A 26492-nucleotide genomic window follows, 5' to 3' on the forward strand; every position below is an offset into this window, starting at 1 on the left:
CGCATGAGCCGCGCCGCTCGCCTGCTCTGCCTGCTCGCCCTGTGGTTCGCCCTGCCCTCGGTCCTGGCGGACAGCGCTGCCCGGGCGCCGGTCGTCGTGCTGCAGGTCGATGGCGCGATCGGCCCCGCAAGCGCCGACTACCTGCGGCGCGGCCTCGACCTCGCCGTGAAGGAAAAGGCCCAGCTCCTCGTGCTGCAAGTCGACACGCCCGGTGGCCTGGATGGCGCGATGCGCGGGATGATCAAGGACATCCTCGCGTCGCCGGTGCCCGTGGCCACGTTCGTTTCGCCCGGCGGCGCCCGAGCCGCCAGCGCCGGCACCTTCCTCCTCTATGCCAGCCACGTCGCGGCCATGACACCGGCCAGCACGCTGGGCGCTGCCACGCCCGTGAGCATCGGCATGCCGGGCGGGCCGCCGCCCTCCAACCCGGCACCGGCGGGCCGGCCCGCGTCGGGCGCGAGCGCGCCGGCAGCGGACGCCGGAGATGCGCTCGCGGCCAAGCGCATCTCGGACGCCGCCGCGTACATCCGCAGCCTGGCGCAGCTGCGCGGACGCAATGCCGAATGGGCCGAGAAGGCGGTGCGCGAAGCCGTGAGCCTTTCCGCGCCGGAGGCGCTGCAGCTGAAAGTGGTCGACATCGTCGCCGCCGACCTGACCGACCTGCTGCAGCAGCTGGAAGGCCGCGAGTTGCGGCTGGCCGCGGGCGTCCAGCGGCTGCAGACCCGCGATGCGCCGCGTCTCGCCTTCGACGAGGACTGGCGCAGCCACTTGCTGTCGGTGATCACCAACCCGAGCCTGGCCCTGCTGCTGATGATGGTCGGCGTCTACGGCCTGCTGTTCGAGTTCGGCAACCCGGGCCTGGTGGCGCCGGGCGTGATCGGCGCGATCTGCCTGGTGCTCGCGCTGTTCGCGCTGCAGATGCTGCCGGTCAACTACGCAGGCCTCGCGCTGATCCTGCTGGGCATCGCCTTCCTCGTGGCCGAAGCCTTCCTGCCGAGTTTCGGCGTCCTCGGCTTCGGTGGCATCGCCGCGTTCGCTTTCGGCTGCGTGATGCTGATCGACAGCGATGCGCCGGGTTTCGGCATCCCCCTGCCGCTGATCGCCGGCCTCGCGCTGGTGACCGCGGCCTTCGTCCTGCTGGTGGCCGGCATGGCGGCGCGGGCGCGGCGGCGGCCGGTCGTCACCGGGCCGCAGACGATGGTGGGCGCCGGTGGCGAGCTGGTGGAATTCTCGGGCGGCCAGGGATGGGCCCTGGTGCAGGGCGAGCACTGGAAGGTGCGCGGCCCGGCGCAGCTGCGCGCGGGCGACCGCGTGCGGGTGAGCGGCCTGCACGATGGCGTGCTGGAAGTCGTGCCTGCCTGACCGGCGGACGGCACAAGGAGGACGAGATGTTCGCTGGCATCGGCTTCGGCGTGGTGGTGCTCCTGCTCGCGGCGTTCCTCGCCGCCGCGTTGCGGGTCCTGCGCGAGTACGAGCGCGGGGTGGTGTTCCAGCTCGGACGCTTCTGGAAGGTGAAGGGGCCGGGCCTGGTGCTCCTCATCCCCGGCATCCAGCAGCTGGTGCGCGTGGACCTGCGCGTGGTCGTGATGGACATCCCCAGCCAGGACGTGATCACGCGCGACAACGTCTCGGTCAAGGTCAGCGCCGTGCTGTACTTTCGCGTGGTCGACCCGGCCCGGGCCATCATCCAGGTCGAGCACTTCCTGCTGGCGACCAGCCAGCTGGCGCAGACCACGATGCGGGCCGTGCTGGGCAAGCACGAACTGGACGACCTGCTGTCCGAGCGCGAGCGCCTGAACCTGGACGTGCAGAAGATCCTGGACGCGCAGACCGACACCTGGGGCATCAAGGTCACCAACGTCGAGATCAAGCACGTGGACCTGAACGACACCATGGTCCGCGCGATCGCGCGGCAGGCGGAGGCGGAACGCGAGCGCCGCGCGAAGGTGATCCACGCCGAAGGCGAGCTGCAGGCCTCGCATAAGCTGGCCGAAGCCGCCGAGGTGCTCTCGCGGCAGCCGCAGGCGCTGCAACTGCGGTACCTGGAGACGCTGACGGTGATCGCCGCGGACAAGAACTCCACCATCGTGTTCCCCCTGCCGCTGGACGTCGTCGGTCCCTTGCTTCGGCATTTCACCGGCGCGCGCGAGGCCTGAGCGCGCCGCGCGGGTGCGACAATCCGGCACATGCCGCACCAGGAATTCGCGCCCGGCCTGCAGGTCCAGGGCTTCACGCCGCCCCTGCGCCTTTCCCAGTTCAAGCTGATCGCCTTCGACATGGACTCGACGCTGATCAACATCGAGTGCGTGGACGAAATCGCGGACGCGGTGGGTCTCAAGGAGGAGGTCGCGGCCATCACCGAAGCGGCCATGCGCGGCGAGATCACCGACTACAAGGAAAGCCTGCGAAGGCGGGTCGCGCTGCTGCGCGGCGTGACCGTGGCCGACATGGAGTTGATCTACACGTCGCGGCTGGAGCTGAACCCGGGCGCCGAGGCGCTCGTGAAGGCGTGCAAGGCCGCGGGCCTGAAGACGCTGCTGGTGTCCGGCGGCTTCACCTTCTTCACAGACCGCATCCGCGACCGTCTGGGCATCGACTTCACACGCTCGAACGTGCTGGAGATCGAGTCCGGCCCCAACTGCGGCCAGCTCACGGGCCGCATGGTCGACCAGCCCTGGGGCGACATCTGCGACGGTGCGGAGAAACGAAAGATGCTGCTGGAGACCTGCTCGCAGCTTGGCATCTCACCGAAGCAGGCCATCGCGGTGGGCGACGGCGCGAACGACCTGCCGATGATGGGAGAAGCCGGCCTCTCGGTGGCGTATCACGCCAAGCCCAGGGTGCGGGAGCACGCGATGGTGGCGATCAACCAAGGCGGGCTGGACCGGCTGCTCGAAGTGATCCGCTCGTAGGCCGCTGCCGATGAGCTCGTCAGCCCCCGCTGATGAGCTTGTGGGAGGCTTCCGACGCCCGATTGCGGCTGCGGATTCGTTTCAGGATGCTTCTACTTGGATGTGTGCTCGGCCGCGCATCTACTTACCTTTGCTAACCAGATGGCCCGAAATCTGGTCGTTTCCTGCCCGGCAGTAGTTTCCATGCGCGGCCGTGTCGCGGCGAACCTCTGCACTACAGGGCGTTTCAACTCAACCTTCTACTTAGGACGTTTGGTCTCACAGTTCGCTCCTCGGGACGTAAGCACCCGTACCAGTCTTGACTGATTGCCCTTGCTGGCATCGCCCTGGTCAAGGAACTGCCATCAATCTGCTGAAGAGGAACTGAAATGGAAACCGAATTCATTCGGATGGGCATCGTTTACCTCCATCTGATCGCCTGCTGCGTCGCCATCGGCACAGTGTTCATGGGCGATCTCGACATGGTCCGCCGCCTCCTGCGGTCGGGCGACGACCGGTCGGACCCGGGCCACTTCGACGCGCTGCACACCACGGTGTCGCGGGCACTGATCGCGCTCTGGGTGACCGGCGTCGCGCTGGTCGGCATGGACGTGCTTGCCAAGGGCACCCCCATCCTGCTGAACCCGAAGCTGCAGGCCAAGATCGCGATGGTCGTCCTGCTCACGATCAACGGCTTCGCCCTGCAGCAGTGCGTCCTGCCCTGGCTGAAGAAGATGCGTTCGCTGATGGGCCTGACGTTCAGCCGCCGCATGCTGGCCGTGTTCGTCGGCTCCGTGTCGGCCGTTTCGTGGTTCTACGCGGCGCTGCTCGGCGTCGGCCGGCCGCTGAACTGGCAATACTCGCTGGCGGAGATCCTGGCCGCCTACCCGGTCATGATCGCGGGCGGCTTCTTCGCCATGATGATCCTGACGGCCTGGGCCGATTACCGGGCGCGCCACGCCAGCCTGCTGGACTTCCAGCTCTTCGGCTCGAGGGACCTGCGCCCCGTGCCCGCCTTGGCTGCCGCCTAAGCCGGCACCACCTCGGCCTGCAAGGGCAGCCGCACCGTGAAGCGGCTGCCCTTGCCCAGCTCGCTGGCCACCTCGATGCGGCCGCCGTGCATCTCGACGGCGTTCTTCACGATGGCCAGCCCCAGTCCGGTCCCCTGGATCTGCCCGACGTTGCTGGCGCGGTGGAAGGAACCGAACAGGTGCTGGATCTCGTCCGGCGGAATGCCGATGCCCTGGTCGATGACCTCGAAGACCATCTCGCCGGCTTCGCGCCGGACGTGGAGGTCGACGTCCCCGCCGCCCGGCGAGTACTTCACCGCGTTGGACAGCAGGTTGCCGAAGATGTGGCGCAGCAGCTTCTCGTCGTAGAGGCCCCTGCCGACGCCCGCTCCCCAGCGGGCGGCCACCTTGCAGCGAGACTGCGGATGCTGCCGCCGGGCCTCCTCCACGAGCTGGCGGCACAGCGCCCGCAGGTCCACCTGGCCCGGCACGAAGTCCAGCATGCCCGCGTCCGCCTTGCCCAGCAGCATCACCCTGTCCATCATGCGTGACATGCGCTGCACGCCGTCGGCGATGCTGTCCAGCGTCTCGATGCGCTCGGCCTGAGGCAGCCGGTCACCGTAGTGCCGCAGCACCTCCTCGGCGGACAGGATGGCGGCGAGCGGCGTGCGGAATTCGTGGCTGGTCATCGCCACGAAGCGCGTGCGCAACTCGTTCAGCGCCTTCTGCTGCTCGAGCGCCTCGCGGATCTCGGCTTCCGACTTCTTGCGGGCCGTGATGTCAAGGAAAGTCCAGATCACGCCCGAGTCCGGCTCGTGGGGCCGGATGCAGCTGCCGCCCATCTCCACCCAGAACAGCTCGCCGTCGCGGCGCTTGAGCTGGCGCTCGCAGGTGTAGCCGTTGGTGGCGATGAGCGCGGCCCGAGCCTCGTCGCCGAAACGCAGCCAGCTCGCCTCGTCCGGATGGATGTGCATGGACGACTGGCCGATCAGCACCTGCGCGGGATAGCCCAGCATCTGGGCGAACTTCTCGTTCACCCATTCGTGCCGCCGGTTCACCGAAAGCACGATGCCCACCACCGCGTTGTTCAGGATCGCCTCGCGCTCGCCCAGCACCTGCTTCAGGTGGGCCTGCGAGTTGCTGAGCGCGTGCACCATCGCCTGCTCGGCCGCGATGCGGGCCTGCGCCAGTTCCTTGAACCGGCGCGCGACGTTGATGCGATCGCCCAGCGCGAAGGACAGCAGCACCATCTCCAGCGCCGAGCCGATCAGCAATGAATTGGACGTGAGCGCGTTGGAGGGCAGGAAGCCCAGGTTGTGCATCGACAGCGTCACGACGCCCAGCAGCAGCAGCGCCCACGCGGTGAAGAAATAGCGCGCCCCGGCGTAGCCGCGGCGGATGCTGAGGTAGCCGATGGCGGCGAGCGTGACGACGCCCATGACGGACAGCATCGCCACCATGTAGCCGGCCACGTGGTAATGCAGGAACAGCGAGGCCAGCAGGGCCAGGCCCCAGCCGGCCATCTGCGCCAGCAGCAACTTGTCCAGCCGGGGCATGCGCGCGCGGGTCGCGAGGAAGCTGCGGGCGAACATCAGCCCCAGCATGGCCGAGGTGGCCTGCCCGACCGGCACCGAGACGGCCGTCCAGGCCGGCCACTCCGGCCAGAGGAACTGCGCGCCCAGCCCGCTCATCGCCGCCTGCGCCACGCCCATCGCCGCCGCGAAGGCCGCGTAGATCAGGTAGCCGATGTCGCGCACCGACAGGAACAGCAGCAGGTTGTAGACCAGCAGCCCGAGCAGCAGGCCGAAGTACAGGCTGAGCGTGGCATAGCTGACCTGGTCCTGTTGCCACAGCGCGGCGGGCTGCCACAGGCGCATCGGCGCCGAGAGCGTGCCGTCGGACTGCACCCGCAGGTACAGCGTGGTGCGAGCGCCGGGGATGAACGACACGGGGAAGACGTGGTTGCGGTGCGCCACCACGCGCGCACTGAAAGGCAGGCCGTCGCCGCCGGCCTGCCGCGCGTAACCGAACGCGTGGGGCGCATAGACGTCCACGCGGTCCAGCGTCGCATAGCCCACTTCCAGCAGCCACTCGCGCGGCAGGCCGTGCGGCACATCGAGCGTCACCTTCAGCCAGTAGGCCGAACGCGTGAGGCCGAAGTTCGGGCCCGGCCCGATCGGCGGCAGCGGCCCGAAGCGCGCCTGTTGGGCGGGCAGCAGCACCTCGTCCAGCGTGAGTTCGCCGCGGGGGTCCTCCAGGTAATCCAGCGCGCGGGCGAGATTGAAGCTGGGCTCGTCGGAGAGCCGGACCTCGCCTGCCTGCAGCGGGAGCGCGATGGCCAGGAGCCACAGCCACCACCAGCGCCGCAGCCCGGCGCGCATCAGGCCCGCTCCAGCCGCGGGCGGCCGTCCTCGACGGTGAAGCGCGCCAGCGTGGCGATGCTGGCGCTGGATCGCCGGGCATCGTCCAGCACGCGCAGGGTGGTGGTGAGACGCTGCGGCGTGAACTCCGCGACGCCGTAGCCGCGCTGCCAGCCGTCGGCGAACACGAAATGCGGGTTCTCGGCCAGGCGGGCCGCGACCAGTTCCGGCCCTCCCGCCTGCGAGGTGATGCTGGTGCCGCAGAACTCCACGCCCAGCGTGTCGCTCTCGGGCCGCAGGTAGTCGGCCTTGACATGGCCGACCCAGTTCTCGTGGACGTCGCCGCCGAGCATGACCGTGTTGCGAACGGCGTGGCGGCGCAACGACTCGGTCAGGCGCGTCCGCGCGGCGGAGTAGCCGTCCCAGCCGTCGTTCCACACCAGCTCGCCTTCGCCCGGAAGGTTGTCGCGGCGGCCGAACAGCGTCTGCTGCCCCAGCACCGTCCAGCCGCCGCCGGCCTGGGACAGCATGCCGTCGAGCCACTGCTCCTGCGCGGTGCCCAGCAGCGTACGACGGGGATCGTTCCAGGCCGCGCACGTGGAGGGCGAGACCAGGCCGGAAGGACGCGGTGCGCGAGGCGTGCAGACCTGCGGGTCGCGGTACTGCCGCGCGTCCAGCAGCAGCAGGTCGGCCAGGCGGCCGAAGCGATAGCGCGAGTGCAGGCGCAATTCGGACGCGCCCGCGTGTTGCGTGAGCGCGCGCGCGAATTCCGATGCGCGCAGCGGCATGTGCTCGTAGTACGCCTGGTAGGCCGCGGCGCGCCGCGCGGCGAAATCGCCCGAGGCGTTCATGCCCCAGGGATAGGGATCGCCCTCCTTCGTGCCCGCGTAGTCGTTCTGCACCTCGTGGTCGTCCCAGGTGAGCAGCCACGGGCACTGCGCGTGCATGGCCTGCAGGTCCGGGTCGCTGCGATGGAGCGCGTAGCGCTCGCGGTAGTCCGACAGGGTATGCACCCAGCCGAGCGTCGGAAAGCTGCGGACCGCGGCGGTGGCGTTCGGGTACTCGTAGATGTAGTCGCCGAGGAACATCACGAGGTCCAGCTGCTCATCGCGCATGTGGCGCCAGGCCGCGTAGTAGCCGTGCTCCCAGCGCTGGCAGGAGGCGTACGACAGGCGCAGTCGCGAGGGCTGCGCGTCCGGCGCCGGCAAGGTGCGGGTACGCCCGACCGGGCTGGTGGCATCGCCGCTGTGGAAGCGGTAGAAATACCAGCGATCCGGTTCCAGTCCCCCGGCCTCGACGTGGACGCTGTGCGCCAGCTGCGGCAGCGCAAGCGTCTGGCCACGCTGGACGATGCGCGAGAAGCCGGGGTCGTGCGCGACTTCCCAGAGCACCGGCAGCGCGGACTGGCCGCCATCGGGCAAGGCGCCGCGTGCCGGCAGCAGCCGAGTCCACAGCACCACCGAGTCGGCGGCCGGCGAGCCACTGGCCACGCCCAGCGAGAACGGATCGGACTGCCAGCGCGCCGGACTGCCCGCGCAGCCCGGAAGCCCCAGCAGGCCCGCCGCGGCGGCAGCGGCCTTCAGGAGCCGGCGGCGGTGCGGATCACGGAGGGCGGACATGGCCGGGGCACTATAGCAACTCATCCTTGGCCAGGAGGCCATGCGTTCGTCACGCGCGCGTGCCTACACTGGCCGCCAAGGGAGGACTGCCATGATCGTGATCACCTGGAACATCCAGTGGGGCCGCGGCGTCGACGGCCGAGTGGACCTGCCGCGCATCGTGGACATCGTGAAGCGCTGGGCGCCCTTCGACGTGCTCTGCCTGCAGGAAGTCGCGGACAACTACCCCGGCCTGCAAGGGCTGGCCGCCGGGGTGAACCAGTTCGCCGAACTCGGCCGGCTCCTGCCGGACTACCACCCGGCCGAGGGCGTCGCGGTCGAACGCTGGACGCCCGGCGTGGGCCGCCAGCGCTTCGGCAACATGATCCTCAGCCGAAACGCGCCGCTGCAGGTGCTGCGGCACCTGCTTCCCCGTCCGCCCGATGCGCTGAACCACAGCATGCCGCGAATGGTGCTGGAGGCGGTACTCGACACACCGAGCGGGCCGCTGCGGGTCATGACCACGCACCTCGAGTACTACGCCGCGGTCCAGCGCGCCGCGCACATCGATGCGTTGCGGCACCTGCAGGAGGAAGCGGCCGTCCATGCCTCTCCCGCGGCCGGCAAGGAGGGCAATCCTTTCGAGCCGCGGCCGCGCGGCCCGCGCGCCATCCTCACCGGCGACTTCAACTGCGATGCCTCCGGTCCGGAGATCGCGAAGCTGCAGGCGCCCCTGGCCGGCGCGCCGCGCTGGGTGGATGCCTGGACCTGCGCCCATCCCGGCCAGCCTCACGCCAAGACCGTGGGCCTGTACGACCACGAACAGTGGCAACACAAGGCTTCGAGCTTCGACTTCTGCTTCGTCACAGAGGACCTCGCGCCGCGCGTTCGGCGGCTGGAGGTCGACCTGCAGACGCAGGCCTCGGACCATCAGCCGGTGCTGCTGGAGGTCGACCTCACCCGGTAGAGCAGGTACAGCACGATGCCCAGGTTCAGCGCGTTCCATGCGATGCCGTTGATGAACGCCGCGCGGTAGGACCCGGTCAGGTCGAACACGGCCCCGGACATCCAGCCGCCCAGCGCCATCCCGAACAGCGTCGCCATGAGCACGGTGCCCACCCGGGCACCGGCCTCGGCGGGCGCGAAGTGCTCGCGCACGATGAGCGCGTAGGCCGGCACGATGCCGCCCTGGAACAGCCCGAACATCGCCGACACCAGGTACAGCGACACCAGCCCCTCGGACGGCAGGAACATCAGCAGCGCGACGCCCTGCAGGATGGACCCGAGCAGCAGCGTGCGCAGCCCGCCGATGCGGTCGGAGATCCAGCCCGACACCAGCCGGCTCACGACGCCCATGCCCAGCATGAGGGCCAGCATCTCGGCGCCGCGCACAGCGCCGAAACCCAGGTCGGAGCAGTAGGCCACGATGTGCACCTGCGGCATCGACATCGCCACGCAGCAGGCCACGCCGGCGACGCACAGCAGCGTCTGCGCCACCGCGGGGCTCAGGCCCATCGGCCGGCGCGTGTCGCGCGTTCCCGCGACGGCCACGCCCGCAGCGGGCGTCGCCGCGGCCACCGGCGGACGCGGCCGCAGGAGCCAGGCCAGCGGCAGGATCGTCGCCAGGCAGAACACGCCCATGCCGATGTAGGTCTGGCGCCAGCCGACACCCTCGATGAAGTGCTGCATGACCGGTGGCCAGAGCGCGCCGGCCATGTAGTTCCCGCTCATGCAGATGGCCAACGCGGTGCCGCGCCGGCGGTCGAACCACTGCGACGTATCGGAAACCAGCGGCGCAAAGGTCGCGGAGGTGCCCAGCAGCCCGATCAGCAAGCCCTGCGCGAGGCAGAACGTCCACAAGGCAGGCGCCAGGCCCGCCGCGATGTAACCGGCCCCGAGCGCGGCGCCGCCGATGGCCACCGGCACGATCACGCCGAAGCGGTCGGCCAGGCGTCCCATCAGGATGCCGCCCAGGCCGAAGCCGATCATGGTCGCCGTGTAAGGCAGCGACGCCGCGCCGCGGTCGATGCCGAATTCCGCCTGGATGGCCGGCAGCACCACCGACACCGAATACATGCCCGAGCTGCCGATCGTCATCAGCAGCAGCGACACGGCCAGGCGCAGCCAGGCGTAAGGCGATTCGACGGCGTGGGAGGCGGCCCGGGGGCCGGCGAGGGTGGCGGTGCGCGACATGGCGCCAGATTGGACACGCTTGCGACCAATTCCGCAGCGTTTTTGCGACCTAGGCGCTTTCCTCAATTGGTCGATGGCCGGGCTTTCGCTATCGTTGAGCTTTCCCAGCGAAGGAATACAGCGATGAGAAGCTTGCGCATCCTGGCCACGGCAATCGCCCTCGCCACCCCCCTCGCCCACGCGGCCCAGGTCGTCGTCGGCCAGGTCGGGCCCATGTCCGGCATGGAGGCCAACCAGGGCCGCGCCTATGGGGCCGGCATGCAGCTGGTCTTCGACAGCGTCAACAAGGCAGGCGGCGTCAACGGCCACACCTTCAGCCTGGTGCGCAAGGACGACGGCGGCCGCCCCGAGGACACCCTCAGCGCCACCCGCCAGCTGCTGGCCGAGAACAAGCCCCTGGTGCTGGCCGGCTATTTCGGCAACCGCAACGTCGGCGACCTCGTGCAGTCGGGGCTGCTGGAGAAGGACCGCATCCCGCTGGTCGGCTACCGGACGTCGGAATTGCGGTACGACAACCCCTGGCTTTTCAACGTCCGCGCCGGCCTGCGCGACGAGTTGAACAAGCTCACCGAGCACCTGGCCACCATCGGCATCACGCAGCTCGCGCTGTTCTACGAGGACGGCCCCGGGGCCCCGGCGCTGATCGCCGCCGCCGAGGCGGCCGCAGCCAAGGCCAAGGCCACGATCATCGGCAAGGCCGGCTACGCCGCCGGCACTGCCGCCGCGACGCCCGCGGTCGACGCGTTCCTGAAGCACAAGCCGCAGGCCATCCTGATGGTTTCCAGCGGTGCGGCCGCCGCCGGCTTCATCGAGCAATACCGGGCCGCAGGCGGCACGGCGCAGCTGTTCGCGCACTCGGGTGCCGACATCGAGCAGCTCTCCAAGCGCCTGTCCGAGGAGCAGATGCAGGGCGTGGCCATCGCGCAGGTCACGCCCAGCCCGTACAAGATCTCCAGCCGCCTGGCCAAGGAGTTCGCCGACCTCACCGCCAGGACGCCCAACCTCGAGGTGCCCGTCAGCTACGCGATGATGGAAGGCTTCATCACCGGGAAGGTGATCGTGGAGGCGGTGCGCAGGCAGGGCGCGCGCCCGACACGCGAAGGCATCGTCGGCGCCCTGGAGTCGATGGACCGGCTTGATCTCGGCGGCTACATGATCGGCTTCAAGCCCGGAGTGCGCACGGGATCGCGGTTCGTGGAGCTGTCGATCATCAGCGGGTCGGGGAAGATCAGGCAGTAAGCCGTCATTCCGGCGCGCGTACCTCGGCCTTGAACCGCGCGCGACCGCCCCGTCAGACACAGCCGACACCGCACCGTCTCAAGCACCGACCAAACGCACGCGCTAGCCGCCGCAAGATGGACCGCAACCATCCGCGCGCCGGCCATGCAGCAACAAACCGCCCCCCGACACTTCTCCATGCTGCGAGGCTTCCACCTCGCGGACTTCTTCACCCTGGGGAACGCGGCCTGCGGGGTCGGCGCGGTGTTCCTGGCGATGCTGTACCTGTCCAGCGGCGACACGACGCATTTCCTGCTCTCGGCAGCGCTGGCACCGGCCGCCTTCGCGTTCGACGTGCTCGACGGCCGGATCGCCCGGGCGCGGCACCAGCACTCGGCGCTCGGCCGGGAACTGGACTCGCTGTCCGACGTCATCTCCTTCGGCGTCGCGCCCGCGGCGCTGGGCTTCGCCGCGGGGCTGGAAGGCGGTTGGGACGCGGCTGCGCTGATCTATTTCGTGTGCTGCGGCGTGAGCCGGCTTGCGCGCTTCAACGTCACGGCCGAGTCGCTCGCGGGCAATACGGGCAAGGTCAGCTACTTCGAAGGCACGCCGATTCCGACCAGCGTGGTCCTTACCGCCGTGCTGGCCTTCGCCGCGTGGCAGGACCGCATCGGTGACGCCCTCTACGGCGGCGTGCTGGAGCTCGGACCGTGGGACCTGCATCCCCTGTCGCTGCTGTTCGTGCTGTCGGGCAGCCTGATGATCAGCAAGACGCTGCGGATCCCGAAGTTCTGAGCGTCAGGACCGCTTGCGGTTCTTCTGCAGGATGGCCACCACGATGAGGCCGTAGGCCACGATGCGGACCAGGTAGAAGACCGGCTCGAACTCGCTGCCGAAAAGGACGGTCAGTGCCACCCGGTTGGCCGCCTCGATCCAGAACGAAAGCGCGAAGAACAGGAAGAAGGTGTCGCGAGAGCTTCGCCAGAACCGGAAGAAAAAGAGCCCCGCGACGAGCGACGCGACGGCGATGGCGCCCATGAGCATTTCGTCCATTCGCTATTCCTCTTCCCAGACCAGGCCGAACACCAGCAGCAGCACCGCCGCGAGCGCCACCGCCAGCCGCCAGGTGCCCAGGTCCACCTCGGTGGGGAACACCACCTTGTCCAGCACCAGCAACGTGTTGTTGACCGTCATGCCCGCGAAGCACATCGAGCTCCAGAACAGCAGCCGGGCACCGCTGCCGCGCCACGCGCGGAAGAGCAGCACGAAGCAGCTGAGGCTGGTGAGGGCGCACAGGAAGTACACGACCTCGGCCATGTCAGGAATCCTTTCTGATTCGGAACGCGTCCGCGAACTGCTGCGCCTTCTTGTCGACGCGCGAATGGATGAGGTCGCTCACGCCCACGAGATCGACCGCGTAATGGGCGGCCAGCTGGTCCAGGATCGCCGCGAGCTCTTCCGTGCCCGGCGCATAGCGGCAACCGTGAGGCTCGGCCTGCGCGATGCCGGCGCTGTTCAACTCGGCCAGCAGCTCCGACGCCCGTTGCTCCGGCAGGTACAGGCGGCGCGCGGCGTCGGCCGCGGACCAGATGCGCTGCGGCTGCGCACGCAGCAGCAGCACCGCCTCGAGGTACGGCACGGAAGGGATGCTGGTGAGGATGAACCGGCGCAGGTCCTGGGGCAGGTCAGGCCGCATCAGGGTTCTGGACGAACACAGGCATGAAGCATCGAACTCTACCAACGTCAGCTCAGCTTGTGGACCCATCCGTGGCGCTCGTGGAACATTGATGGGCGCTTCTACCGCGTCCGCTGCCCGCCTCTTCCTGGCCCTGTGGCCGCCGCCACGCGTTCGCCAGGCGCTGCACGCGATCCAGACACAGTGGCTCTGGCCCGAAGGCGCGGCGCTGGTCGATCCGGCGCGACTTCACGTCACGCTGCACTTCCTCGGCCAGGTGCCGCTCGCGCGCATCGACGAGTTCACCAGAGGGTTGGCCGTGCCTTGCGAGCCACACGTGCTCGACCTCGCGCAGGCGCGCAACACCCGCTGGCCGGGCGGCCTCGCGGTGCTGGAGTTCGATGCCACGCCCGAGCTTGCGCGGTTGCATGCGGCGCTCGCGCAGGCGTTGCGTTCGCTCGACTGCCCGGTGGAAGCGCGCGCCTATCGTCCGCACGTGACGTTCGCGCGGCGCGCTTTCGGCGCGCGGCCGCCTGCCGATGCGCCCGCGACACTGCCGTCATGGCGCATCGACGACGGCTATGTGCTCGTTCGCAGCGTGCCGGGGCGCGGCTACGAGGTCCTTCATGCGTATCGGCCCGCCTGACTGCTGGCTCGGCAGTTCCGCGCAGGTCGTGGCTCGTTCGGACTATGTTCGGCCCCGCTGCGACCGCCGATATGGGAAAAAGGCGCATGACACAGGCGCCGGCAGGAACGATGGCGCCTACACAACTTCCATATCGATGCAGGACCGATTGACCTGGGCCCAAGCTGCGTGCGCGCGCGTGATGCGCCCGCTGGTGCGGCTCGCCCTCGGGATGGGGCTGAAGCACCCGCACCTCGAAAGCATGCTGCGGGACCTGCTGCTGGAGGAAGCCACGCGCCTGTGGCAACGCCAGGGCGTGGCAGCGCCGAACATCAGCCAGCTCGCGGTGACGACGGGCCTCAATCGCAAGGACGTCACGGCCCGCGTGCGCCGGCCCGCCGATCCGCTGCCGCACACCGAACTGTCGGCCGCGGCCAAGACCTTCACTCGCTGGCTGCAGCTGGCCGGCCAGGACGCCGCGCTGCAACGCCTGCCGATCGCCGCGGGCAACGAGGGCACTTCATTCGAGGACGTGGCGCGCGAGGCGAGCCGCGGCGACGTGCACCACCGCGCGGTGCTCGACGAGCTGATGCGCCTGGGCATGTGCTCCAAGGTCGATGCTACGCACGTGGAGCTGACGGCCGAAGGCTTCGTGCCCACCGCGGACCTGCAAAGCACCCTCGCCTTCCTTGGCGACAACCTGCGTGACCATGCGTCGGCGGCGGTGTCCAACGCACTGGGCGAGGCGCCGCTGCTGCTGGAGCGCGCGGTGTACGCCGAAGGTTTGAGCGAAGCCGACTGCGAGGCCGTCCACCAGTTGATGCGGCAGCGGTGGTCGGCGTTGCACCGTGAGCTGGTGAGCCAGTTGAGCGAAGCCATCACCCGCAGCGGCGCGCAAGGGGCGCGCCGATTGCGCGTGGGCGTCTACCTGTTCCACGATGAGCGGGAGGCGCAGGGATGAAGCGCCGCACCCTCATCGTCGCGGTCCCGGCCGCGGTGGCGGTCGCCAGCTGCGGCGGTGGCGGGGGCGGTGACGTCGCCAGCGTCGGCTCGGGTGGCACCGGCATCTCCGGCGAAGGCGTGGGTTCCGGCGGCACCGGCATCTTCGCCTCCTCCGCCGTGGGCTCGATCTCCGGATTCAGCAGCGTGATCGTCAATGGCGTGCGCTTCGAGACCGGCCAGGCGACGCTGAACCTGAGCGACGCCGACACGCTCAAGCTGGGCATGACCGTGCACGTGCGCGGCGTCGTCAGCGAAGACCTGCAGACCGGCAACGCGTCCACGATCGTCTCCGCCGCGGACGTGCGCGGGCCGGTCGACTGGGTCGATCCGGCGCAGGGCTACGTGAAGGTCTGGTCCACGCCGATCTACATCGACGCCTGGACGGTGTTCGCCAACGGGCTGACTTCGCTGAACGACTTGCAGCAGGGCGAGCCGGTGCAGATCTACGGCCTGCCCGGCACCGGTCCGGGGGTGCGCGCCACCCGCATCGAGCGCGTGGCGGCCGTGGGCACGCCGGTGCTTTCCGGCACCGCGCAGGCGGTCGACCTGGCCTCGTCCACCCTGCAGGTGGGCGGGCTGCGCATCGGGTTCATCCCCGCATTGCTGCAAGCCCTCGGGATCTCGCCCGAGTCGCTGGAAGGACAGCCGGTGCGGGTGCGCGGCACCCAGTCCGGCAGCCTGCTCACCGGCGCCGTGGTCGAGCCGTGGTACCCGGTGACGAAGGTGGACGGCGAGCGCCTCGCGGTCGAAGGCCTGGTCACGCGCTTCACCAGCCTCGCCTCGCTGCAGGTGGACGGCGTGCCGGTCGACGCTTCCCGGGCTCGCGTGTCGGGACGCGCGTCCTCCATCGTGGTCGGAGCGCGTCTGGAGGTCGCCGGCACCTGGAACGGCAGCGTGCTGGTGGCCAGCCGCATCAAGCTGCGCGAGGTCGCGCCCGATCCGGACACCGGCAACGGCGGCAGCGACGGCGGGAACGGCAACGGCGGCGGCAACGGCGGATCCGGCAATGGCGGCAACGGCAGCGGAAACGGTGGCAGCGGAAACGGTGGCAGCGGCGGAAGCGGTGGAGACGGTGGAGGCAGCGGCAGCGGTGATGCCGACGAAATCGACTACATCGCGCGCGGCAACATCGGCGCCTTGCGGTCCGCGTCCGACTTCAAGATCCAGGGGCAGGACATCAACGCCGGCGGCGCCGACGTGGTGTTCGTCAAGGGAACGGCGGCGGACCTTCGCAACGGGCGCCGCGTGCTGGTCACCGGTTCGCGCGTCGAGAACGACGTGCTGATCGCACGGCGGGTGGAGTTCCTGTGAACCGCCCGGGCCTCAGCGCCCGGGACCGCCACCGGAATTGTCGAAGCTGGGCCGCGTGGGCTCGAAGTCCGGGTGCTCGCTTTCGGCCGGCTGCTTGAGCGCGGCGTCGCGGATCGCGAAAAGCGCCTTGAGATCCTGGGCGACGTCGTCGTCCTCGAGCACCGCCTCGACCTCGGGCTTCTCCGCAGCGGGGGCGGCCGCGGCGGCCGGCGCAGCGGCGGTGTTGCCCATGCGCCACTCCGGCTTGCCGGGATCGTCGCCGGCGCTGGTGGAGGTGATGCCGGCGAACTGCCAGGAGATGCTGAGCAGCCAGTCCCAGGCGCGCGGTTCGAACTTCTCGATCTCCGCCATGAAGCTGCTCTGGAAGGCCGGGATGTAGGTCAGCAGGCTGCCCTGCCCCTGCTTGACGATCAGCTGCACGTGCATGCCGTGCTTGCCCTTGCGCGTGACCACCGGAAGCATTCGCAGTTCCATCCAGTCGGAAGGAACCGCGTGGCGGCGCATGGTTTCGCGCAACGTGACCTGCACCAGCTCGCGGCGGACGGCCGAGCGTGCGGCGGCCTTTTCGTCGTCGCCCTGGCTGTCGCTGTCCTGGAAGCGCGTGGCCGACGGCGGCAGGGAAGCCCCGTCGCCCTTCTGATCCCGGAAGATCTTGTTGAGCAGGCCCATGCGCGCATTATCACGCGCCGGGCCCGCAAGGGAAGCCGCCGCTACTCGACGAATGCGGTGTTCAGCTTCGCGCCGATGGTGAAACCGCCGGGGGACGCGTCGCAGCGCACCACCGTGGCGCGGCATCGCAACGGGAAGTTGTGCCCATCCAACAGGTATTCGACGGTGACGTCGATCTCCTCGCCCACGACGTAGGGCTGCCGCGAGGTGAACGACAGGCCGCTGACGCTCAGGTCGCGGGTGGTGCCGGCTCCGGCGTTGCCCACCGTCAGCGGCAGTTCCATCTCGAAGCGCTCCGCGCCGCGTTTTTCCTGGCGCCGCCGCAGCGGCACGACCACCCTGGGTTCGACCATCGCCATCCTTGCTCTCCCTCGCTCTCGCAATGCCTTTGGTTTCGCAGGCGTGCCGGTCAGCCGGTGCCGCCTTCCTGCGGCACGGCATCCTGGAACAGCGGCTCGGCCAGCCGAACCGCGATGTTGTAGTTGTCGCCGTGCTTCTCGACGCGCACCACCTCGCCCGTGCAGCCCAGGCTGAAATCCTGTCCATGGGCGCGGTACTGGAGCATCAGCGAGACCTGGGACCCCAGCGGCGGCGCCGCGGACGATTCGATCAGGACGCCAGTGGCGCTGATGTCGTGCGAGGAACACTCCTCGCCTTCCATCGTGATGGGCAGCGCCAGCCCGAAGCGCTCGGCGGATCTCTGCCTCAGCTGTGCGTCCTGCATTCCTCGTCTCCCCTTTGTTGCGCCATCCGGCGCTTTCAAGCCCAAGGGTAGGCGGCGCTCGTCTTTTGACTTTGTAGGAGAGGAACGTAACAGCCTGTCGGGAATCGCAACGCGGCGGCGGGTTGCGCTACAGGGTGCGTCGAACGCGACCGCGGCCGGCGATCAGGCGGGTGCGTGGGCGGCGAGCTGGGCACGCGCCCAGCGGACGATGTCCTCGGGCCGCGTGAGCGCGCCGGGCTGGCGCGCGATCTCGCGGCCGCCCATGAAGAGCGCGAGCGTCGGAATGCTGCGGATGTCCAACCGCGCGCCCAGTGCCTGCGCCTCCTCCGTGTTGACCTTGGCGACGCGCACGTGCGGCTCCAGCTGGCGCGCCGCCTGCTCGTACGCCGGCGCCATCGCGCGGCAGGGTCCGCACCAAGGCGCCCAGAAATCCACCAGCACCGGGAGTTCGCTGCGCGCGACCTGCTTGTCGAACCCCGCTTCGTCAAGAGAGACCGGTTTGCCCTGGAACAGCGGCTGCTTGCACCGGCCACAGCTCGGATCGCTGCCGAGCTGGGCGCTTTGCACCCGGTTGGTGGTGCGGCATGAAGGACAGACGACGTGTAGCGGCTCGCTCATGACGGGATGGTTGGCGTTGTGGCGGCGGATCGCAAGCTGGGCGGGCGGTCAAGGGGCAGCCTCGGCGGTGACGAGGGCCTCGCTGCGCGAGCGGCCCCGCCGCGCTTGGACAACCTTGCCCTGCGCTTCCAGCCACGCTGCCTCCTGCGCACCCAGCCGCGCATTGCGGATGTGCGATTGCGTCGCGGCCGGCAATCGCGAAATGTCCCGCCCGTCCCAGAGCGTGCGCCCGCGGCTCGAGAGGTTGTAGTAGATCGAGACGCCGTCGCGCAACCGCGCCGCACGTTCGGATTTGCTCAGCTTGAGGGTCGACAGGCGAGCCGCGCTCCACGCGGCCGCCTCGCGCATGTGCTCGGCCGCCGCATGCACCGCCTCGACCACGTCGTGCGGATCGCGAACGCCCAGCGCAGCGGCGGTGGCCGGCTCGAATTGCGCAATGCCGAGGTTGGGCGTCCCGTCACGGCTGATGCCGTCGCGAGGTACCCAGGACGATTCGGCGTTGATGATCCCGTACACGTCCGCGAAGCCGAGGCCGACTTCATCCAGGCGCGCGTGTTTCGCCGCCGACTTCGCGAGCAGCATGCGCGAGCGCATGTCCGGCGTGAACAGCACCTCGTTGCCCAAACGCGTCGGCACCCATCGAACCTGCGAGCGCAGCTCGCGGTAGTACGCATCGACGGGCCGCTCGGGGACGTCCGGTTCCGCGATCTGCTCGGCGACGTCGATCGCTGCCGCCTGCGCTTGCGGCGGGGCCTTCATGTGCGGCACATGCGCGGCGTGCCGGCGCGGGATCCATCCCTGCCAGCTAGCGAGCGCCAGCCCCTCGAGCACCAGCACCAGCAATGCGCCGGTGGTGAAGAACAGGGCGGTGCTGGGCCTCATGCGTTGTCTGCTCCGCCGCCATCACAGCACCACGCGCGCAATCCGTGGCCCGACTTCGACCTCTGTTTCAACTTGCCGGCGATGCGCGTGAGGAACTCCGCGAGCACGCACTTGCCTCAGCTTTTCGACGTGCAATGGCTCAGTCGGGCCATGCATTGACACAGCTTGCAATCGGCTGAGTTTCCGCAACGGCGTTCTCCTACAAACACCTGAGCCAAACGGGAAACACGGCTGTGCATGGGAGAACCGACCATCCGTTGCGACGTGTATCGCTCGCGTCATCAACCGCAACTTGGAGGCACCAAATGTTCATGGGAGCAAATAGAAAGACCCGGGTCTACGTGACGGCAACCGTTGCCGCGCTGTGGCTCACTGCATGCGGAGGAGGTGGTGGCGGTGATCCGGCGCCTGCTCCCGCGAACCCCCCGGCGGCCGGCGGCGCACCCGCCCCCGCCCCCGGCCCGGCTCCCGCGCCGGCGCCGGCACCCGCGCTGGGCACCAGCTTCGCCGCTACCGGTGCATCGGATGTGTGGCACTCGCTGTCCTCGAGCGATGACGGCCAGGTGATGGTCGCGGGCCAGGCCGGCATCAGCGCCACCGAAGCACCGCTCAGTTTCCTGTCCATCTCGACCGATGGCGGGCAGACCTGGGTGGAGAACACCGGCGCCGGCCCCGCGACCTGGATCGCGTCCGACGTGTCGGGCGACGGCCAGCGCATCGTGGCTGTGCAGTTCGGCGGTGGCATGGTCATCTCCAACGACCGTGGCACGACCTTCACGCCGGTTGCGGCCGCGCCGAGCGGCGTGTCGTACGAGTCCGTGACGATCACGCAGAACGGCAGCCGCATCGTTGCAGTCGGCATGGACGGCGTGTTCTTCGTCGGGGACGTGGCCGCCGACGGCACAGTCACGCCGGTCGCGACGACCGGCGTCCCGGCCGCGGCCGACTTGCGCTCGGTCGACAGCTCGGCCGATGGCAGCGTGATGGTGGCCGTGGGCCAGGACCCGGTGACGCTGATCTCGACCAATGGGGGCACGACCTGGGCCGCGCTGCCGGTCACCGTCGGCGGAGCGGATGTTTCGCAGACCCAGAACTGGTACCGCGTGAAGGTCTCCGGCGACGGCAACACCATCGCGATGGCCGCCAACCAGTTCGGCGGTGCGTCGGGTGCCGGCATCTATGTGTCCAAGGACCGCGGTGCGACCTTCACCCTTGCGAACGCCCTGGTGGCCGACTATTCGTCCATCGCCATGTCGGCCGACGGCGGCCTGATCGCGGCCACGGTGTCCAACAACAACGTGGGCGCGGGCACGGGCCAGGTGCTGTTGTCCACCGACGGCGGCGCGACCTTCGCCCCTCTGGCGATCACCGGTGCGACCGAAACCGACTGGCGCGCCGTCACCATGGACGCCGCCGGCACCCGGATGGCCGTTGCCGCCGGCCGCTTCCTGGACAACAGCAAGGGCCAGATCTACCTGTCGACGGGCAGCCGTCCGTAATCAACAGAGCAACAACGCTGTCACCCTGCAGGGAGGGAGACGAGCCGGGCCGCAAGGCCCGGCTTTTTTTCGTCACTGCAGGATCTTGATCAGCCGGTCGATCACGTCGTTGACCAGCTGCTCCAGCGGATCACGCTCGCGCTCCTTGGGCTTGGGCCGCGGCCGCGGGATGTCCCATTCGGCGCCCGTGTCCACCCAGCGGTTGCGCACGGACTGCTGGAAGAAGTCCCCGACGATGGGCAGCGCGCTGCGCGCGCCCGGGCCCCAGCTGTCGGGCATGGTGATCGACTGGTCGTTGAACCCGACCCACGCGCCGGCCACCATGTGCGGGTGCATCAGGATGAACCAGCCGTCCGCGTTGTCCTGCGTGGTGCCGGTCTTGCCCGCCACGTCGGCCTGGATGCCGTAGCGGCTGCGGATCGCCGTGCCGGTGCCCTCGTCCACCACGCCGCGCATCACGTTGACGAGCGCGAGCGCCTTCGACTTGGGCATTGCTTCAGCGGACTTCGGCGGGACGAACGCATCCAGCACCTTGCCGGAAGCGTCCTCGATGCGAAGCACCAGCAGCGGCTCCATCCAGCGGCCGTTGTTGGCCAGGGTGCCGTAGGCGGACACCATTTCACGCAGCGTGACCGGGCTGGTGCCCAGCGCGAGCGAAGGCACCACATCGAGCCGGCTCTCGCGCACGCCCATGCTCTGCGCCAGCCGCGCGACCTTCTGCGGACCGACGCGCCCCATGAGCTGCGCCGTGATCGAGTTGCGCGAGTGGGTCAGCGCTTCGCGCAGCGTCCACGGCCTGTTGGTGGGCGGTGTCGTGTCGCGCGGGCTCCAGGTCTCGCCGTCGGGTCCGCGCAGCGTGACGGGCTGGTCGACGAAGGTGTCGTTGGGGCCGAAGCCATCCATGAAGGCGGCCGCATACACGAAAGGCTTGAAGGTCGAGCCGGGCTGCCGCCGCGCCTGGCTGACGTGGTCGAACTGGTCGCGCGTGAAGTCGCTGCTGCCCACCCAGGCGAGCACATGGCCGTTGCGCGGGTCCAGCGCGAGGAAGCCGGCCTGCAGGAGCTCCCGCTCCTGGCCCGGCTTGCGCCGGCGGTCGGCCAGGGGCTGCAATTGCGTCAACTGCCGGGTCACGGATTCGTTCGCGGCGCGCTGCAGCCGCGTGTGGATCGTGCTGCGCACCACCAGGCCGTCGGAATGGATGTCGTAGCCGTTGCGGTCGGCCCAGGCGATGAGCCACTTGCGCACGTGCTGGGCGACGTGCGGGGCGGGGCCCAGCGGCTCCTGCTGCCGCTCGAAGTCGATCTTCAAAGGCCGCTTCGCCAGCTCCTGCGCGCGCTCTTCCGGCAGCAACCCGCGCTTGGCCATCTGCGACAGCACCACGTTGCGGCGCTGGCGCGCACGCTCCGGGTTGATCACCGGGTTGTAGTAGCTCGTGCCCTTGAGCATTCCGATGAGCGTGGCGCTCTCCAGCAGGTCCAGCTCGCTGGCGGACTTGTCGAAGTACGTGCGCGCGGCCATCTCGATGCCGAACGCGTTGTAGAGGAAGGGCACCGTGTTGAGGTAGGTCTCCAGGATCTCCTTCTTGCTGTAGACCACCTCGATCTTCAGGGCCGTGATCGCCTCCTTCACCTTGCGGTGCACGGTGGGCGAGCGGCCGATCTCCTCGGGGTAGAGATTGCGCGCCAGCTGCTGCGTGAGCGTGGAGCCGCCCTGCCGGCGGCCCTGCAGCGTGTGCCACGCCGAGGCCGCGGTGCGGTACCAGTCGATGCCGTGGTGCTCCCAGAAACGGTGGTCTTCCGTCGCGATGAGGCCGTGCACCACGGCCGGCGCCACCTTGTCCAGCGGCACCCATTCGCGGTTGACGCGCTTGTAGCTGGCCAGCACCACGTTGTCGGCCGACATCAGGACCGCAGGCGCCTCCACCTTGGCCTTGCGCAGGTTGCCGATGCCCGGCGTGAAAGGCACCAGCGCGAGCACGTACAGCAGCACGAGGCCGGGCAGGAAAAGCGCCGTGCGCCAGGGGTGGCGGCGCACCGCATCGCGCGTTCGCGCCCACCGCGCCCGCACCGCGTCCAGCAGGCGCGCCATGGCTGGGTTCGTCATCGATCTAGTTTCCTACTCTTGTCCGCGGCTGTAGGACCGCTCCCCCGCCGATTCGGTTGCATCGCCGCTTGACTGCCGCGCTCGAGCGATGGACAGCCTTGTCGACCTCGTCCGACACGCATCCGTGCGCCCGCCCACCAGAATCGCCGTTCACCCACAACAACCCCAACATTCCACATGGCGCTCCAAGATCCCCGCGCCGGCCCGGGTGCCGGCGAGAACGTCCTGCCGGCCGGTTCCCTCTCTTCCGGCCCCCTGCGAGACCGACTCGAATTCCTGCGAGGATTCCTGCGCCACCCGGCCCAAGTCGGCTCGGTCGTGCCGAGCTCGCACCGCCTCGAGCAGCGGCTGGTCCGCAGCGCCGCGATCGCGCAGGCGCGCACCGTGGTCGAACTCGGCCCCGGCACCGGCGGCACCACGGCAGCCATGCTGCAGGCCATGCCGGCCACCGCGCGGCTGCTGGCGGTGGAGCTCGATCCGAATTTCCACCAGCACCTGCAGCAGCAACTGGACGATCCCCGCCTGCTGCTGGAACTGGGCAGCGCCGAACGCCTGGCGGATTTCCTCGCGGCGCGGCGGCTGCCCGCTCCCGACGCGATCGTGTCGGGCATCCCGTTCTCGACGATGCCGCCGGAAGTGTCCGACCGCATCGCCGCCGTCATCGCGCAGGTGCTGCGGCCGGGCGGCCGTTTCGTCGCCTATCAGGTGCGCGCGCATGTGGCGGACTATGCCTCCCGGTACCTCGGCGCGCCCGACAAGCGCTGGGAGGTCGTGAACATCCCGCCGGTGCGGGTGTTCACCTGGGTCAAGCCGGGCGATCCTTCGCAGGCCGCCTGAGCGGCCGGCCGAAGAACTGCGGGTAATAGCGCAGCGTCACGGCCCCCGTCGTGTCCCACGCGATGCAGCGGCCCAGGTGGTAGGGCGGCTCGGTGTTGTGCTGCGGCCCGATGCCCGCTTCGCGCCGCTCGCGCTCGCGCCACGGGAACACAGTCTGGTAGGCGGCCGTGGCCATGTTGAAGAGCAGCTCGCGCAGGTGCGTGCAGCCGCGCACGCCGCCCAGCGCCTTCTCGATCGCCTGGCGCCATCCCGGGCCGAGCCGCACGCCGACCATCTGCTGCATCGGGTCCTTGCCCTGCTGGCATTCACCGAACGGCGTGCTGTCCATCGAGACTGCGATCGCCCGGATCACCATGTCCTCGTCGACCGTGAGGCGGATGCGCATGTGGTGGATGGGCGAGCCCGGCGGCATTTCGCGGCCGTCCGAGCGATCGAACGAATAGGTCTTGACGTCCGCAAGCTCGCCTTCGATGTCCCACAGGCCGTCTTCGCGCAGGAACCCGTGGTAAGTCACGGACCGGGTGTGCAGGTGCCGCCGCGCGGCAGGCTCGGGCAGGGGCATGCTCAGGCGGCGAGCCGGGCCATGGCCTCGCGCTTGCCCATCTTGCGCAGGGCGGAGATGGCTTCGAGCTGCCGCGCGCGCGGGCGCGTCTTGCCGCTTTCCCACTTGTAGACGGACAGCGCCGAGACGCCGAGGATCTTGGCAACGGAAGCGGCGGACAGACCGAGGCGCTTGCGCTGCGCCGCCAGGCCCTTCGCGGAAAACCGCAGCTGCGGCCCCTCGTCGTCCTCACGCGCCTGCGCCGGCGCCGCCGAACGGCCGCCGCCGCGCGCCTGCCGGCGAACCTGCTGCTCCAGCGCCTGCAGGCGGCGCTTGAGCTGGGCGATCTGGCCCCGGTACTGCGCCACGGATTTCTTCAGCTGCTGCAGCTCGCCGCGCTGTTCCTTGCGCGCGATGCGGGCGATTTCCTGCTTGAGGACGGTGCCGATATTGGGCATTTGGTTCCTATACCTCGGTTGTCCGCGCACCACGGTCTCGAGCCGTTTTTTCGCTGCGGGCTGTTCCGCTCCCTGGGACCGCATCTTAGCGGTGGGCGCATTCCTGGAACTTTGCACTACGCAAACCGGGGCAGGAAGCTGGTTCGATACATCCTTTTAGAGCATCGGCTACGCAAGAAAGCCGCGCCGGGCGCCTTAGTTGGCCGGCCGCACCGGCCGGGTCACCGCCTTGGGATCGAAGTAGCCGTGGTGCAGGTGGCGAAGGAACCGGCTGGTCCAGCCTTCCAGCGGATAGAAGGCCGCGGCGGCCGGCGAGCGAACCGAGATGCAGCAGCCGTCCGGCAGCACCGACGCGGCGAAGCCGGTCGCGTCACGGCCCTGCACGAGCACCAACTGCCGCAGCAGTTGCGTCTCGAGCTGCGACAGGTTCAGTAGCGACTGACCACTTTGCGGCGATTGCATTCCGGCCTCCATCCCGGTTCGGCGGCGTTCGATGGTAGGCCGCGACTGGGCAGTCGCAAACGTGATTTCGATGACAGCCGGGCGATGGTTTTCCCCACTTGGAAATCATTGGTTCAACGCGGGCTGCGCGAGCGCCGCCGCCACCACACGGCCGCCGCGGCAGCGATCACCGCCGCCGCAAGCGCCGGCAGCAGCCAGCCTTGCCAATGCTGCAGCGCCGCCACGATCTCCTCCCAGCGCCCGCCGACGTAGCGCACGCCCCAGACCAGCAGCGGCAGTTCGACCACCGCCGCGGCCCCGTCGAACACGAACAGGTGGCGGTAGGGGATCTTCATCGAACCGGCCGCGAACAACAGCGCCGTGCGCAGCCCCGGGACGAAGCGCACCACGAAGATGAAGCCCGGCCCCCAGCGCTGCACCGCGCGCTCCATGGACTGCAGGCGCGCGGCGGGCAGCGCCCGAGACGCGAGTTTGTGGCGCAGCAACTGCGTGCCGAAGCGGCGTCCCCAGTGGAAGATCAGCCCGTCGGCGCACAGAACGCCGCACCACGCCACCGCGACCAGCGGCACCGGCTCCATCACGCCGCGCAGCGTCAGCGCGGCCGCCACCAGCAGCAGGATGTCTTCGTTCACCGGCAGGCCGAACCCGCTGCCCAGCAGCAATCCGAACAGCAGCAGGTAAGCCGGCCAGCCCTGAAGGGTCTGCAGCATGGCCAGCATCGATTCCATGAAGCCCATGTTTGCGATCACCCGGCCCGGGCGGGCCGATCCTCACTTGGCGCCGCGCACGTCGAAGCGATCGATCGTTTCAGTTGCCGGAACAATCCATCCCGTTCTTGCGCCTTCATTTCCGCCGCTAGCGTACCTACATTCAGACCCATGGGACGGCACCAGCCGACCGCCGCATTCACAAAGGAAACTCCACCATGGCCCGCATGCCCACCCTCTTCGTCTCGCACGGCGCGCCGACGTTCGCGATCGAGCCGCACCTGGCCGGCCCGCTGCTGCGCCGCCTGGGCGAACAATTGCCGCGCCCGCGCGCCATCCTCGTGTTCTCGCCGCACTGGATGACGTCCGACGTGCGCGTGACCACCACCGCCTCGCCGGACACCATCCACGATTTCGGCGGTTTCCCGGCCGAGCTCTACCGCATCCAGTACCCGGCCCCCGGTGCACCCGACGTGGCCGCCCGCGCGCTCGAAATGCTGCGTGCCGACGGCTGGTCCGCCAGCGCCGACGAGCATCGCGGACTGGACCACGGCGCGTGGGTGCCGGTGCGCCATCTCTTTCCCGGCGCCGATGTTCCCGTGCTGCAGGTGTCGATGCCGCGTACCCTCGATGCCGAGGGCGCCGTGCGCCTGGGCCGCACGCTCGCGCCGCTGGCCGACGAGGGGGTGCTCATCCTGGGCTCCGGCAGCATCACGCACAACCTCTACGAGTTCCGCCAGGACATCGGCGCGGCCGGTGGCGCCTACGCAAACGAGTTCGTCGACTGGGCGCGCGACGCGGTACGCCGCCACGACGAAAAGGCGCTGGTGCACTACCTCGACATCGCGCCGCATGCCCAGCGCGCGCATCCCACGCCCGACCACTACCTGCCGCTGCCCTTCGCCTTCGGCGCCGCCACTGCCGGTGCTCCGGTGCAGGTCATCGACGGCGGCATGACGTACGGGGTGCTGGCGATGGACGCCTACGTGTTCGGCGCACTGCCGCAGGGAGCCGCACCTGCCTGACGCGCTGGCCGGCTGGTCGAGCGCCTGCGGGCCCGCTGAGCACCGCAACGCGACGGCAGCTCGCGCCCGCCCGGGGGAAGCGCG

29 protein-coding genes are annotated in these 26492 nt (G+C 69.4%); 13 read left to right on the forward strand and 16 right to left on the reverse strand.

Features of this window, described 5'->3' with window-relative positions; genetic code table 11:
* Positions 1 to 3: 3 nt before the first annotated feature.
* The 4 genes from EZ313_RS22745 to EZ313_RS22760 all read left to right on the forward strand — a co-directional run bounded on the left by EZ313_RS22745 (position 4) and on the right by EZ313_RS22760 (position 3922).
* On the forward strand, positions 4 to 1362 hold the full coding sequence (locus tag EZ313_RS22745) for an NfeD family protein (protein ID WP_135265600.1): 1359 nt from the start codon (positions 4 to 6) through the stop codon (positions 1360 to 1362).
* Between the two features lie 26 nt (positions 1363 to 1388).
* Complete coding sequence (locus EZ313_RS22750; protein ID WP_135265601.1) at positions 1389 to 2156, forward strand: slipin family protein; 768 nt, start codon at positions 1389 to 1391, stop codon at positions 2154 to 2156.
* 30 nt (positions 2157 to 2186) lie between these two features.
* Entirely contained in the window at positions 2187 to 2912 is a 726-nt protein-coding gene (gene serB, locus EZ313_RS22755) for a phosphoserine phosphatase SerB (protein WP_135265602.1), read from the forward strand.
* Positions 2913 to 3280: 368 nt separating this feature from the next.
* Entirely contained in the window at positions 3281 to 3922 is a 642-nt protein-coding gene (locus EZ313_RS22760) for a hypothetical protein (protein ID WP_205960465.1), read from the forward strand.
* On the opposite strand, the gene EZ313_RS22765 is transcribed toward EZ313_RS22760, so the two are convergent.
* Positions 3919 to 6282, reverse strand: coding sequence for a sensor histidine kinase (locus tag EZ313_RS22765; protein ID WP_135265603.1), 2364 nt, complete (start codon positions 6280 to 6282; stop codon positions 3919 to 3921). The two genes, EZ313_RS22760 and EZ313_RS22765, sit on opposite strands and share 4 nt — an antisense overlap.
* On the reverse strand, positions 6282 to 7880 hold the full coding sequence (locus tag EZ313_RS22770; protein ID WP_135265604.1) for an alkaline phosphatase D family protein: 1599 nt from the start codon (positions 7878 to 7880) through the stop codon (positions 6282 to 6284). Before EZ313_RS22770 ends, EZ313_RS22765 begins: the two co-directional genes overlap by 1 nt.
* A gap of 91 nt (positions 7881 to 7971) precedes the next feature.
* Between EZ313_RS22770 and EZ313_RS22775 the strand changes: the two genes are divergently transcribed.
* The gene (locus tag EZ313_RS22775; RefSeq protein ID WP_135265605.1) at positions 7972 to 8826 is read left to right on the forward strand and encodes an endonuclease/exonuclease/phosphatase family protein; all 855 of its coding nucleotides are present in this window, start codon (positions 7972 to 7974) and stop codon (positions 8824 to 8826) included.
* Here EZ313_RS22775 and EZ313_RS22780 read toward each other — a convergent pair.
* Entirely contained in the window at positions 8790 to 10052 is a 1263-nt protein-coding gene (locus EZ313_RS22780) for an MFS transporter (RefSeq protein ID WP_135265606.1), read from the reverse strand. The genes EZ313_RS22775 and EZ313_RS22780 overlap by 37 nt on opposite strands.
* Positions 10053 to 10175: 123 nt before the next feature.
* Between EZ313_RS22780 and EZ313_RS22785 the strand changes: the two genes are divergently transcribed.
* Together EZ313_RS22785 and EZ313_RS22790 are read left to right on the forward strand one after the other, a co-directional pair.
* Positions 10176 to 11291 (forward strand): ABC transporter substrate-binding protein, encoded by a 1116-nt coding sequence (locus EZ313_RS22785; RefSeq protein ID WP_135265607.1) that lies wholly within the window; start codon positions 10176 to 10178, stop codon positions 11289 to 11291.
* A 144-nt stretch (positions 11292 to 11435) separates the two neighbouring features.
* Positions 11436 to 12065 (forward strand): CDP-alcohol phosphatidyltransferase family protein, encoded by a 630-nt coding sequence (locus EZ313_RS22790; protein ID WP_135265608.1) that lies wholly within the window; start codon positions 11436 to 11438, stop codon positions 12063 to 12065.
* Positions 12066 to 12068: 3 nt separating this feature from the next.
* Here EZ313_RS22790 and EZ313_RS22795 read toward each other — a convergent pair whose 3' ends face one another.
* The 3 genes from EZ313_RS22795 to EZ313_RS22805 are packed head-to-tail and all read right to left on the reverse strand — an operon-like array spanning position 12069 to position 12966.
* Positions 12069 to 12323 carry a DUF5985 family protein gene (locus EZ313_RS22795; protein ID WP_135265609.1) on the reverse strand — a complete coding sequence of 85 codons (255 nt, stop codon included), beginning with the start codon at positions 12321 to 12323 and terminating at the stop codon, positions 12069 to 12071.
* A 3-nt stretch (positions 12324 to 12326) separates the two neighbouring features.
* Complete coding sequence (locus tag EZ313_RS22800) at positions 12327 to 12587, reverse strand: DUF5985 family protein (RefSeq protein WP_135265610.1); 261 nt, start codon at positions 12585 to 12587, stop codon at positions 12327 to 12329.
* A 1-nt stretch (position 12588) separates the two neighbouring features.
* Positions 12589 to 12966, reverse strand: coding sequence for a hypothetical protein (locus EZ313_RS22805; protein WP_240788754.1), 378 nt, complete (start codon positions 12964 to 12966; stop codon positions 12589 to 12591).
* A gap of 91 nt (positions 12967 to 13057) precedes the next feature.
* On the opposite strand from EZ313_RS22805, the gene thpR reads away from it, so the two are divergent.
* The 3 genes from thpR to EZ313_RS22820 all read left to right on the forward strand — a co-directional run bounded on the left by thpR (position 13058) and on the right by EZ313_RS22820 (position 15883).
* Entirely contained in the window at positions 13058 to 13591 is a 534-nt protein-coding gene (gene thpR, locus EZ313_RS22810; protein ID WP_135265611.1) for an RNA 2',3'-cyclic phosphodiesterase, read from the forward strand.
* Between the two features lie 148 nt (positions 13592 to 13739).
* Complete coding sequence (locus EZ313_RS22815) at positions 13740 to 14531, forward strand: DUF6502 family protein (RefSeq protein ID WP_338106334.1); 792 nt, start codon at positions 13740 to 13742, stop codon at positions 14529 to 14531.
* Positions 14528 to 15883 carry a DUF5666 domain-containing protein gene (locus EZ313_RS22820; protein ID WP_135265613.1) on the forward strand — a complete coding sequence of 452 codons (1356 nt, stop codon included), beginning with the start codon at positions 14528 to 14530 and terminating at the stop codon, positions 15881 to 15883. Before EZ313_RS22815 ends, EZ313_RS22820 begins: the two co-directional genes overlap by 4 nt.
* Positions 15884 to 15895: 12 nt before the next feature.
* Here the strand turns inward: EZ313_RS22820 and EZ313_RS22825 are convergent, their stop codons facing one another.
* From EZ313_RS22825 to EZ313_RS22845, 5 genes are all read right to left on the reverse strand, one after another.
* Entirely contained in the window at positions 15896 to 16552 is a 657-nt protein-coding gene (locus tag EZ313_RS22825; RefSeq protein WP_135265614.1) for a hypothetical protein, read from the reverse strand.
* A gap of 41 nt (positions 16553 to 16593) precedes the next feature.
* Positions 16594 to 16911, reverse strand: a complete 318-nt coding sequence (locus EZ313_RS22830) for a PilZ domain-containing protein (RefSeq protein WP_135265615.1) — start codon at positions 16909 to 16911, stop codon at positions 16594 to 16596.
* Between the two features lie 50 nt (positions 16912 to 16961).
* On the reverse strand, positions 16962 to 17276 hold the full coding sequence (locus EZ313_RS22835) for a PilZ domain-containing protein (RefSeq protein WP_135265616.1): 315 nt from the start codon (positions 17274 to 17276) through the stop codon (positions 16962 to 16964).
* Between the two features lie 162 nt (positions 17277 to 17438).
* On the reverse strand, positions 17439 to 17894 hold the full coding sequence (gene trxC, locus EZ313_RS22840) for a thioredoxin TrxC (protein WP_135265617.1): 456 nt from the start codon (positions 17892 to 17894) through the stop codon (positions 17439 to 17441).
* A 48-nt stretch (positions 17895 to 17942) separates the two neighbouring features.
* Positions 17943 to 18776 (reverse strand): lysozyme family protein, encoded by an 834-nt coding sequence (locus EZ313_RS22845; protein WP_135265618.1) that lies wholly within the window; start codon positions 18774 to 18776, stop codon positions 17943 to 17945.
* A gap of 311 nt (positions 18777 to 19087) precedes the next feature.
* Between EZ313_RS22845 and EZ313_RS23520 the strand changes: the two genes are divergently transcribed.
* The gene (locus EZ313_RS23520) at positions 19088 to 20275 is read left to right on the forward strand and encodes a sialidase family protein (RefSeq protein WP_205960466.1); all 1188 of its coding nucleotides are present in this window, start codon (positions 19088 to 19090) and stop codon (positions 20273 to 20275) included.
* 72 nt (positions 20276 to 20347) lie between these two features.
* On the opposite strand, the gene EZ313_RS22855 is transcribed toward EZ313_RS23520, so the two are convergent.
* Positions 20348 to 22363, reverse strand: coding sequence for a penicillin-binding protein 1A (locus EZ313_RS22855; protein WP_135265686.1), 2016 nt, complete (start codon positions 22361 to 22363; stop codon positions 20348 to 20350).
* A gap of 192 nt (positions 22364 to 22555) precedes the next feature.
* On the opposite strand from EZ313_RS22855, the gene EZ313_RS22860 reads away from it, so the two are divergent.
* The gene (locus EZ313_RS22860; protein ID WP_135265619.1) at positions 22556 to 23215 is read left to right on the forward strand and encodes a class I SAM-dependent methyltransferase; all 660 of its coding nucleotides are present in this window, start codon (positions 22556 to 22558) and stop codon (positions 23213 to 23215) included.
* Here EZ313_RS22860 and EZ313_RS22865 read toward each other — a convergent pair.
* The 4 genes from EZ313_RS22865 to EZ313_RS22880 form a co-directional block, all read right to left on the reverse strand.
* Positions 23184 to 23777 carry a DUF2889 domain-containing protein gene (locus tag EZ313_RS22865; RefSeq protein ID WP_135265620.1) on the reverse strand — a complete coding sequence of 198 codons (594 nt, stop codon included), beginning with the start codon at positions 23775 to 23777 and terminating at the stop codon, positions 23184 to 23186. The two genes, EZ313_RS22860 and EZ313_RS22865, sit on opposite strands and share 32 nt — an antisense overlap.
* A 2-nt stretch (positions 23778 to 23779) precedes the next feature.
* Entirely contained in the window at positions 23780 to 24214 is a 435-nt protein-coding gene (locus EZ313_RS22870; protein ID WP_135265621.1) for a helix-turn-helix domain-containing protein, read from the reverse strand.
* 195 nt (positions 24215 to 24409) lie between these two features.
* Positions 24410 to 24676, reverse strand: coding sequence for a hypothetical protein (locus EZ313_RS22875; protein WP_135265622.1), 267 nt, complete (start codon positions 24674 to 24676; stop codon positions 24410 to 24412).
* Between the two features lie 113 nt (positions 24677 to 24789).
* Entirely contained in the window at positions 24790 to 25404 is a 615-nt protein-coding gene (locus EZ313_RS22880) for a DedA family protein (RefSeq protein WP_167772708.1), read from the reverse strand.
* 197 nt (positions 25405 to 25601) lie between these two features.
* On the opposite strand from EZ313_RS22880, the gene EZ313_RS22885 reads away from it, so the two are divergent.
* Positions 25602 to 26408: a dioxygenase family protein gene (locus EZ313_RS22885; RefSeq protein WP_135265624.1), complete on the forward strand. Its 807-nt coding sequence runs from the start codon at positions 25602 to 25604 to the stop codon at positions 26406 to 26408.
* Positions 26409 to 26492 lie beyond the last annotated feature (84 nt).

It is taken from the genome of Ramlibacter henchirensis, from assembly GCF_004682015.1.
Classification (GTDB): Bacteria; Pseudomonadota; Gammaproteobacteria; order Burkholderiales; family Burkholderiaceae_C; genus Ramlibacter; species Ramlibacter henchirensis.

Excerpts from the sequence above, each read along its gene's own strand:
- EZ313_RS22745 (WP_135265600.1), top strand. The coding sequence starts at position 4 with ATGAGCCGCGCCGCTCGCCTGCTCTGCCTGCTCGCCCTGTGGTTCGCC.
- EZ313_RS22750 (WP_135265601.1), top strand. The coding sequence starts at position 1,389 with ATGTTCGCTGGCATCGGCTTCGGCGTGGTGGTGCTCCTGCTCGCGGCG.
- serB (WP_135265602.1), top strand. The coding sequence starts at position 2,187 with ATGCCGCACCAGGAATTCGCGCCCGGCCTGCAGGTCCAGGGCTTCACG.
- EZ313_RS22760 (WP_205960465.1), top strand. The coding sequence starts at position 3,281 with ATGGAAACCGAATTCATTCGGATGGGCATCGTTTACCTCCATCTGATC.
- EZ313_RS22765 (WP_135265603.1), bottom strand. The coding sequence starts at position 6,282 with ATGCGCGCCGGGCTGCGGCGCTGGTGGTGGCTGTGGCTCCTGGCCATC.
- EZ313_RS22770 (WP_135265604.1), bottom strand. The coding sequence starts at position 7,880 with ATGTCCGCCCTCCGTGATCCGCACCGCCGCCGGCTCCTGAAGGCCGCT.
- EZ313_RS22775 (WP_135265605.1), top strand. The coding sequence starts at position 7,972 with ATGATCGTGATCACCTGGAACATCCAGTGGGGCCGCGGCGTCGACGGC.
- EZ313_RS22780 (WP_135265606.1), bottom strand. The coding sequence starts at position 10,052 with ATGTCGCGCACCGCCACCCTCGCCGGCCCCCGGGCCGCCTCCCACGCC.
- EZ313_RS22785 (WP_135265607.1), top strand. The coding sequence starts at position 10,176 with ATGAGAAGCTTGCGCATCCTGGCCACGGCAATCGCCCTCGCCACCCCC.
- EZ313_RS22790 (WP_135265608.1), top strand. The coding sequence starts at position 11,436 with ATGCAGCAACAAACCGCCCCCCGACACTTCTCCATGCTGCGAGGCTTC.
- EZ313_RS22795 (WP_135265609.1), bottom strand. The coding sequence starts at position 12,323 with ATGGACGAAATGCTCATGGGCGCCATCGCCGTCGCGTCGCTCGTCGCG.
- EZ313_RS22800 (WP_135265610.1), bottom strand. The coding sequence starts at position 12,587 with ATGGCCGAGGTCGTGTACTTCCTGTGCGCCCTCACCAGCCTCAGCTGC.
- EZ313_RS22805 (WP_240788754.1), bottom strand. The coding sequence starts at position 12,966 with ATGCGGCCTGACCTGCCCCAGGACCTGCGCCGGTTCATCCTCACCAGC.
- thpR (WP_135265611.1), top strand. The coding sequence starts at position 13,058 with ATGGGCGCTTCTACCGCGTCCGCTGCCCGCCTCTTCCTGGCCCTGTGG.
- EZ313_RS22820 (WP_135265613.1), top strand. The coding sequence starts at position 14,528 with ATGAAGCGCCGCACCCTCATCGTCGCGGTCCCGGCCGCGGTGGCGGTC.
- EZ313_RS22825 (WP_135265614.1), bottom strand. The coding sequence starts at position 16,552 with ATGGGCCTGCTCAACAAGATCTTCCGGGATCAGAAGGGCGACGGGGCT.
- EZ313_RS22830 (WP_135265615.1), bottom strand. The coding sequence starts at position 16,911 with ATGGCGATGGTCGAACCCAGGGTGGTCGTGCCGCTGCGGCGGCGCCAG.
- EZ313_RS22835 (WP_135265616.1), bottom strand. The coding sequence starts at position 17,276 with ATGCAGGACGCACAGCTGAGGCAGAGATCCGCCGAGCGCTTCGGGCTG.
- trxC (WP_135265617.1), bottom strand. The coding sequence starts at position 17,894 with ATGAGCGAGCCGCTACACGTCGTCTGTCCTTCATGCCGCACCACCAAC.
- EZ313_RS22845 (WP_135265618.1), bottom strand. The coding sequence starts at position 18,776 with ATGAGGCCCAGCACCGCCCTGTTCTTCACCACCGGCGCATTGCTGGTG.
- EZ313_RS23520 (WP_205960466.1), top strand. The coding sequence starts at position 19,088 with ATGGGAGCAAATAGAAAGACCCGGGTCTACGTGACGGCAACCGTTGCC.
- EZ313_RS22855 (WP_135265686.1), bottom strand. The coding sequence starts at position 22,363 with ATGGCGCGCCTGCTGGACGCGGTGCGGGCGCGGTGGGCGCGAACGCGC.
- EZ313_RS22860 (WP_135265619.1), top strand. The coding sequence starts at position 22,556 with ATGGCGCTCCAAGATCCCCGCGCCGGCCCGGGTGCCGGCGAGAACGTC.
- EZ313_RS22865 (WP_135265620.1), bottom strand. The coding sequence starts at position 23,777 with ATGCCCCTGCCCGAGCCTGCCGCGCGGCGGCACCTGCACACCCGGTCC.
- EZ313_RS22870 (WP_135265621.1), bottom strand. The coding sequence starts at position 24,214 with ATGCCCAATATCGGCACCGTCCTCAAGCAGGAAATCGCCCGCATCGCG.
- EZ313_RS22875 (WP_135265622.1), bottom strand. The coding sequence starts at position 24,676 with ATGCAATCGCCGCAAAGTGGTCAGTCGCTACTGAACCTGTCGCAGCTC.
- EZ313_RS22880 (WP_167772708.1), bottom strand. The coding sequence starts at position 25,404 with ATGGAATCGATGCTGGCCATGCTGCAGACCCTTCAGGGCTGGCCGGCT.
- EZ313_RS22885 (WP_135265624.1), top strand. The coding sequence starts at position 25,602 with ATGGCCCGCATGCCCACCCTCTTCGTCTCGCACGGCGCGCCGACGTTC.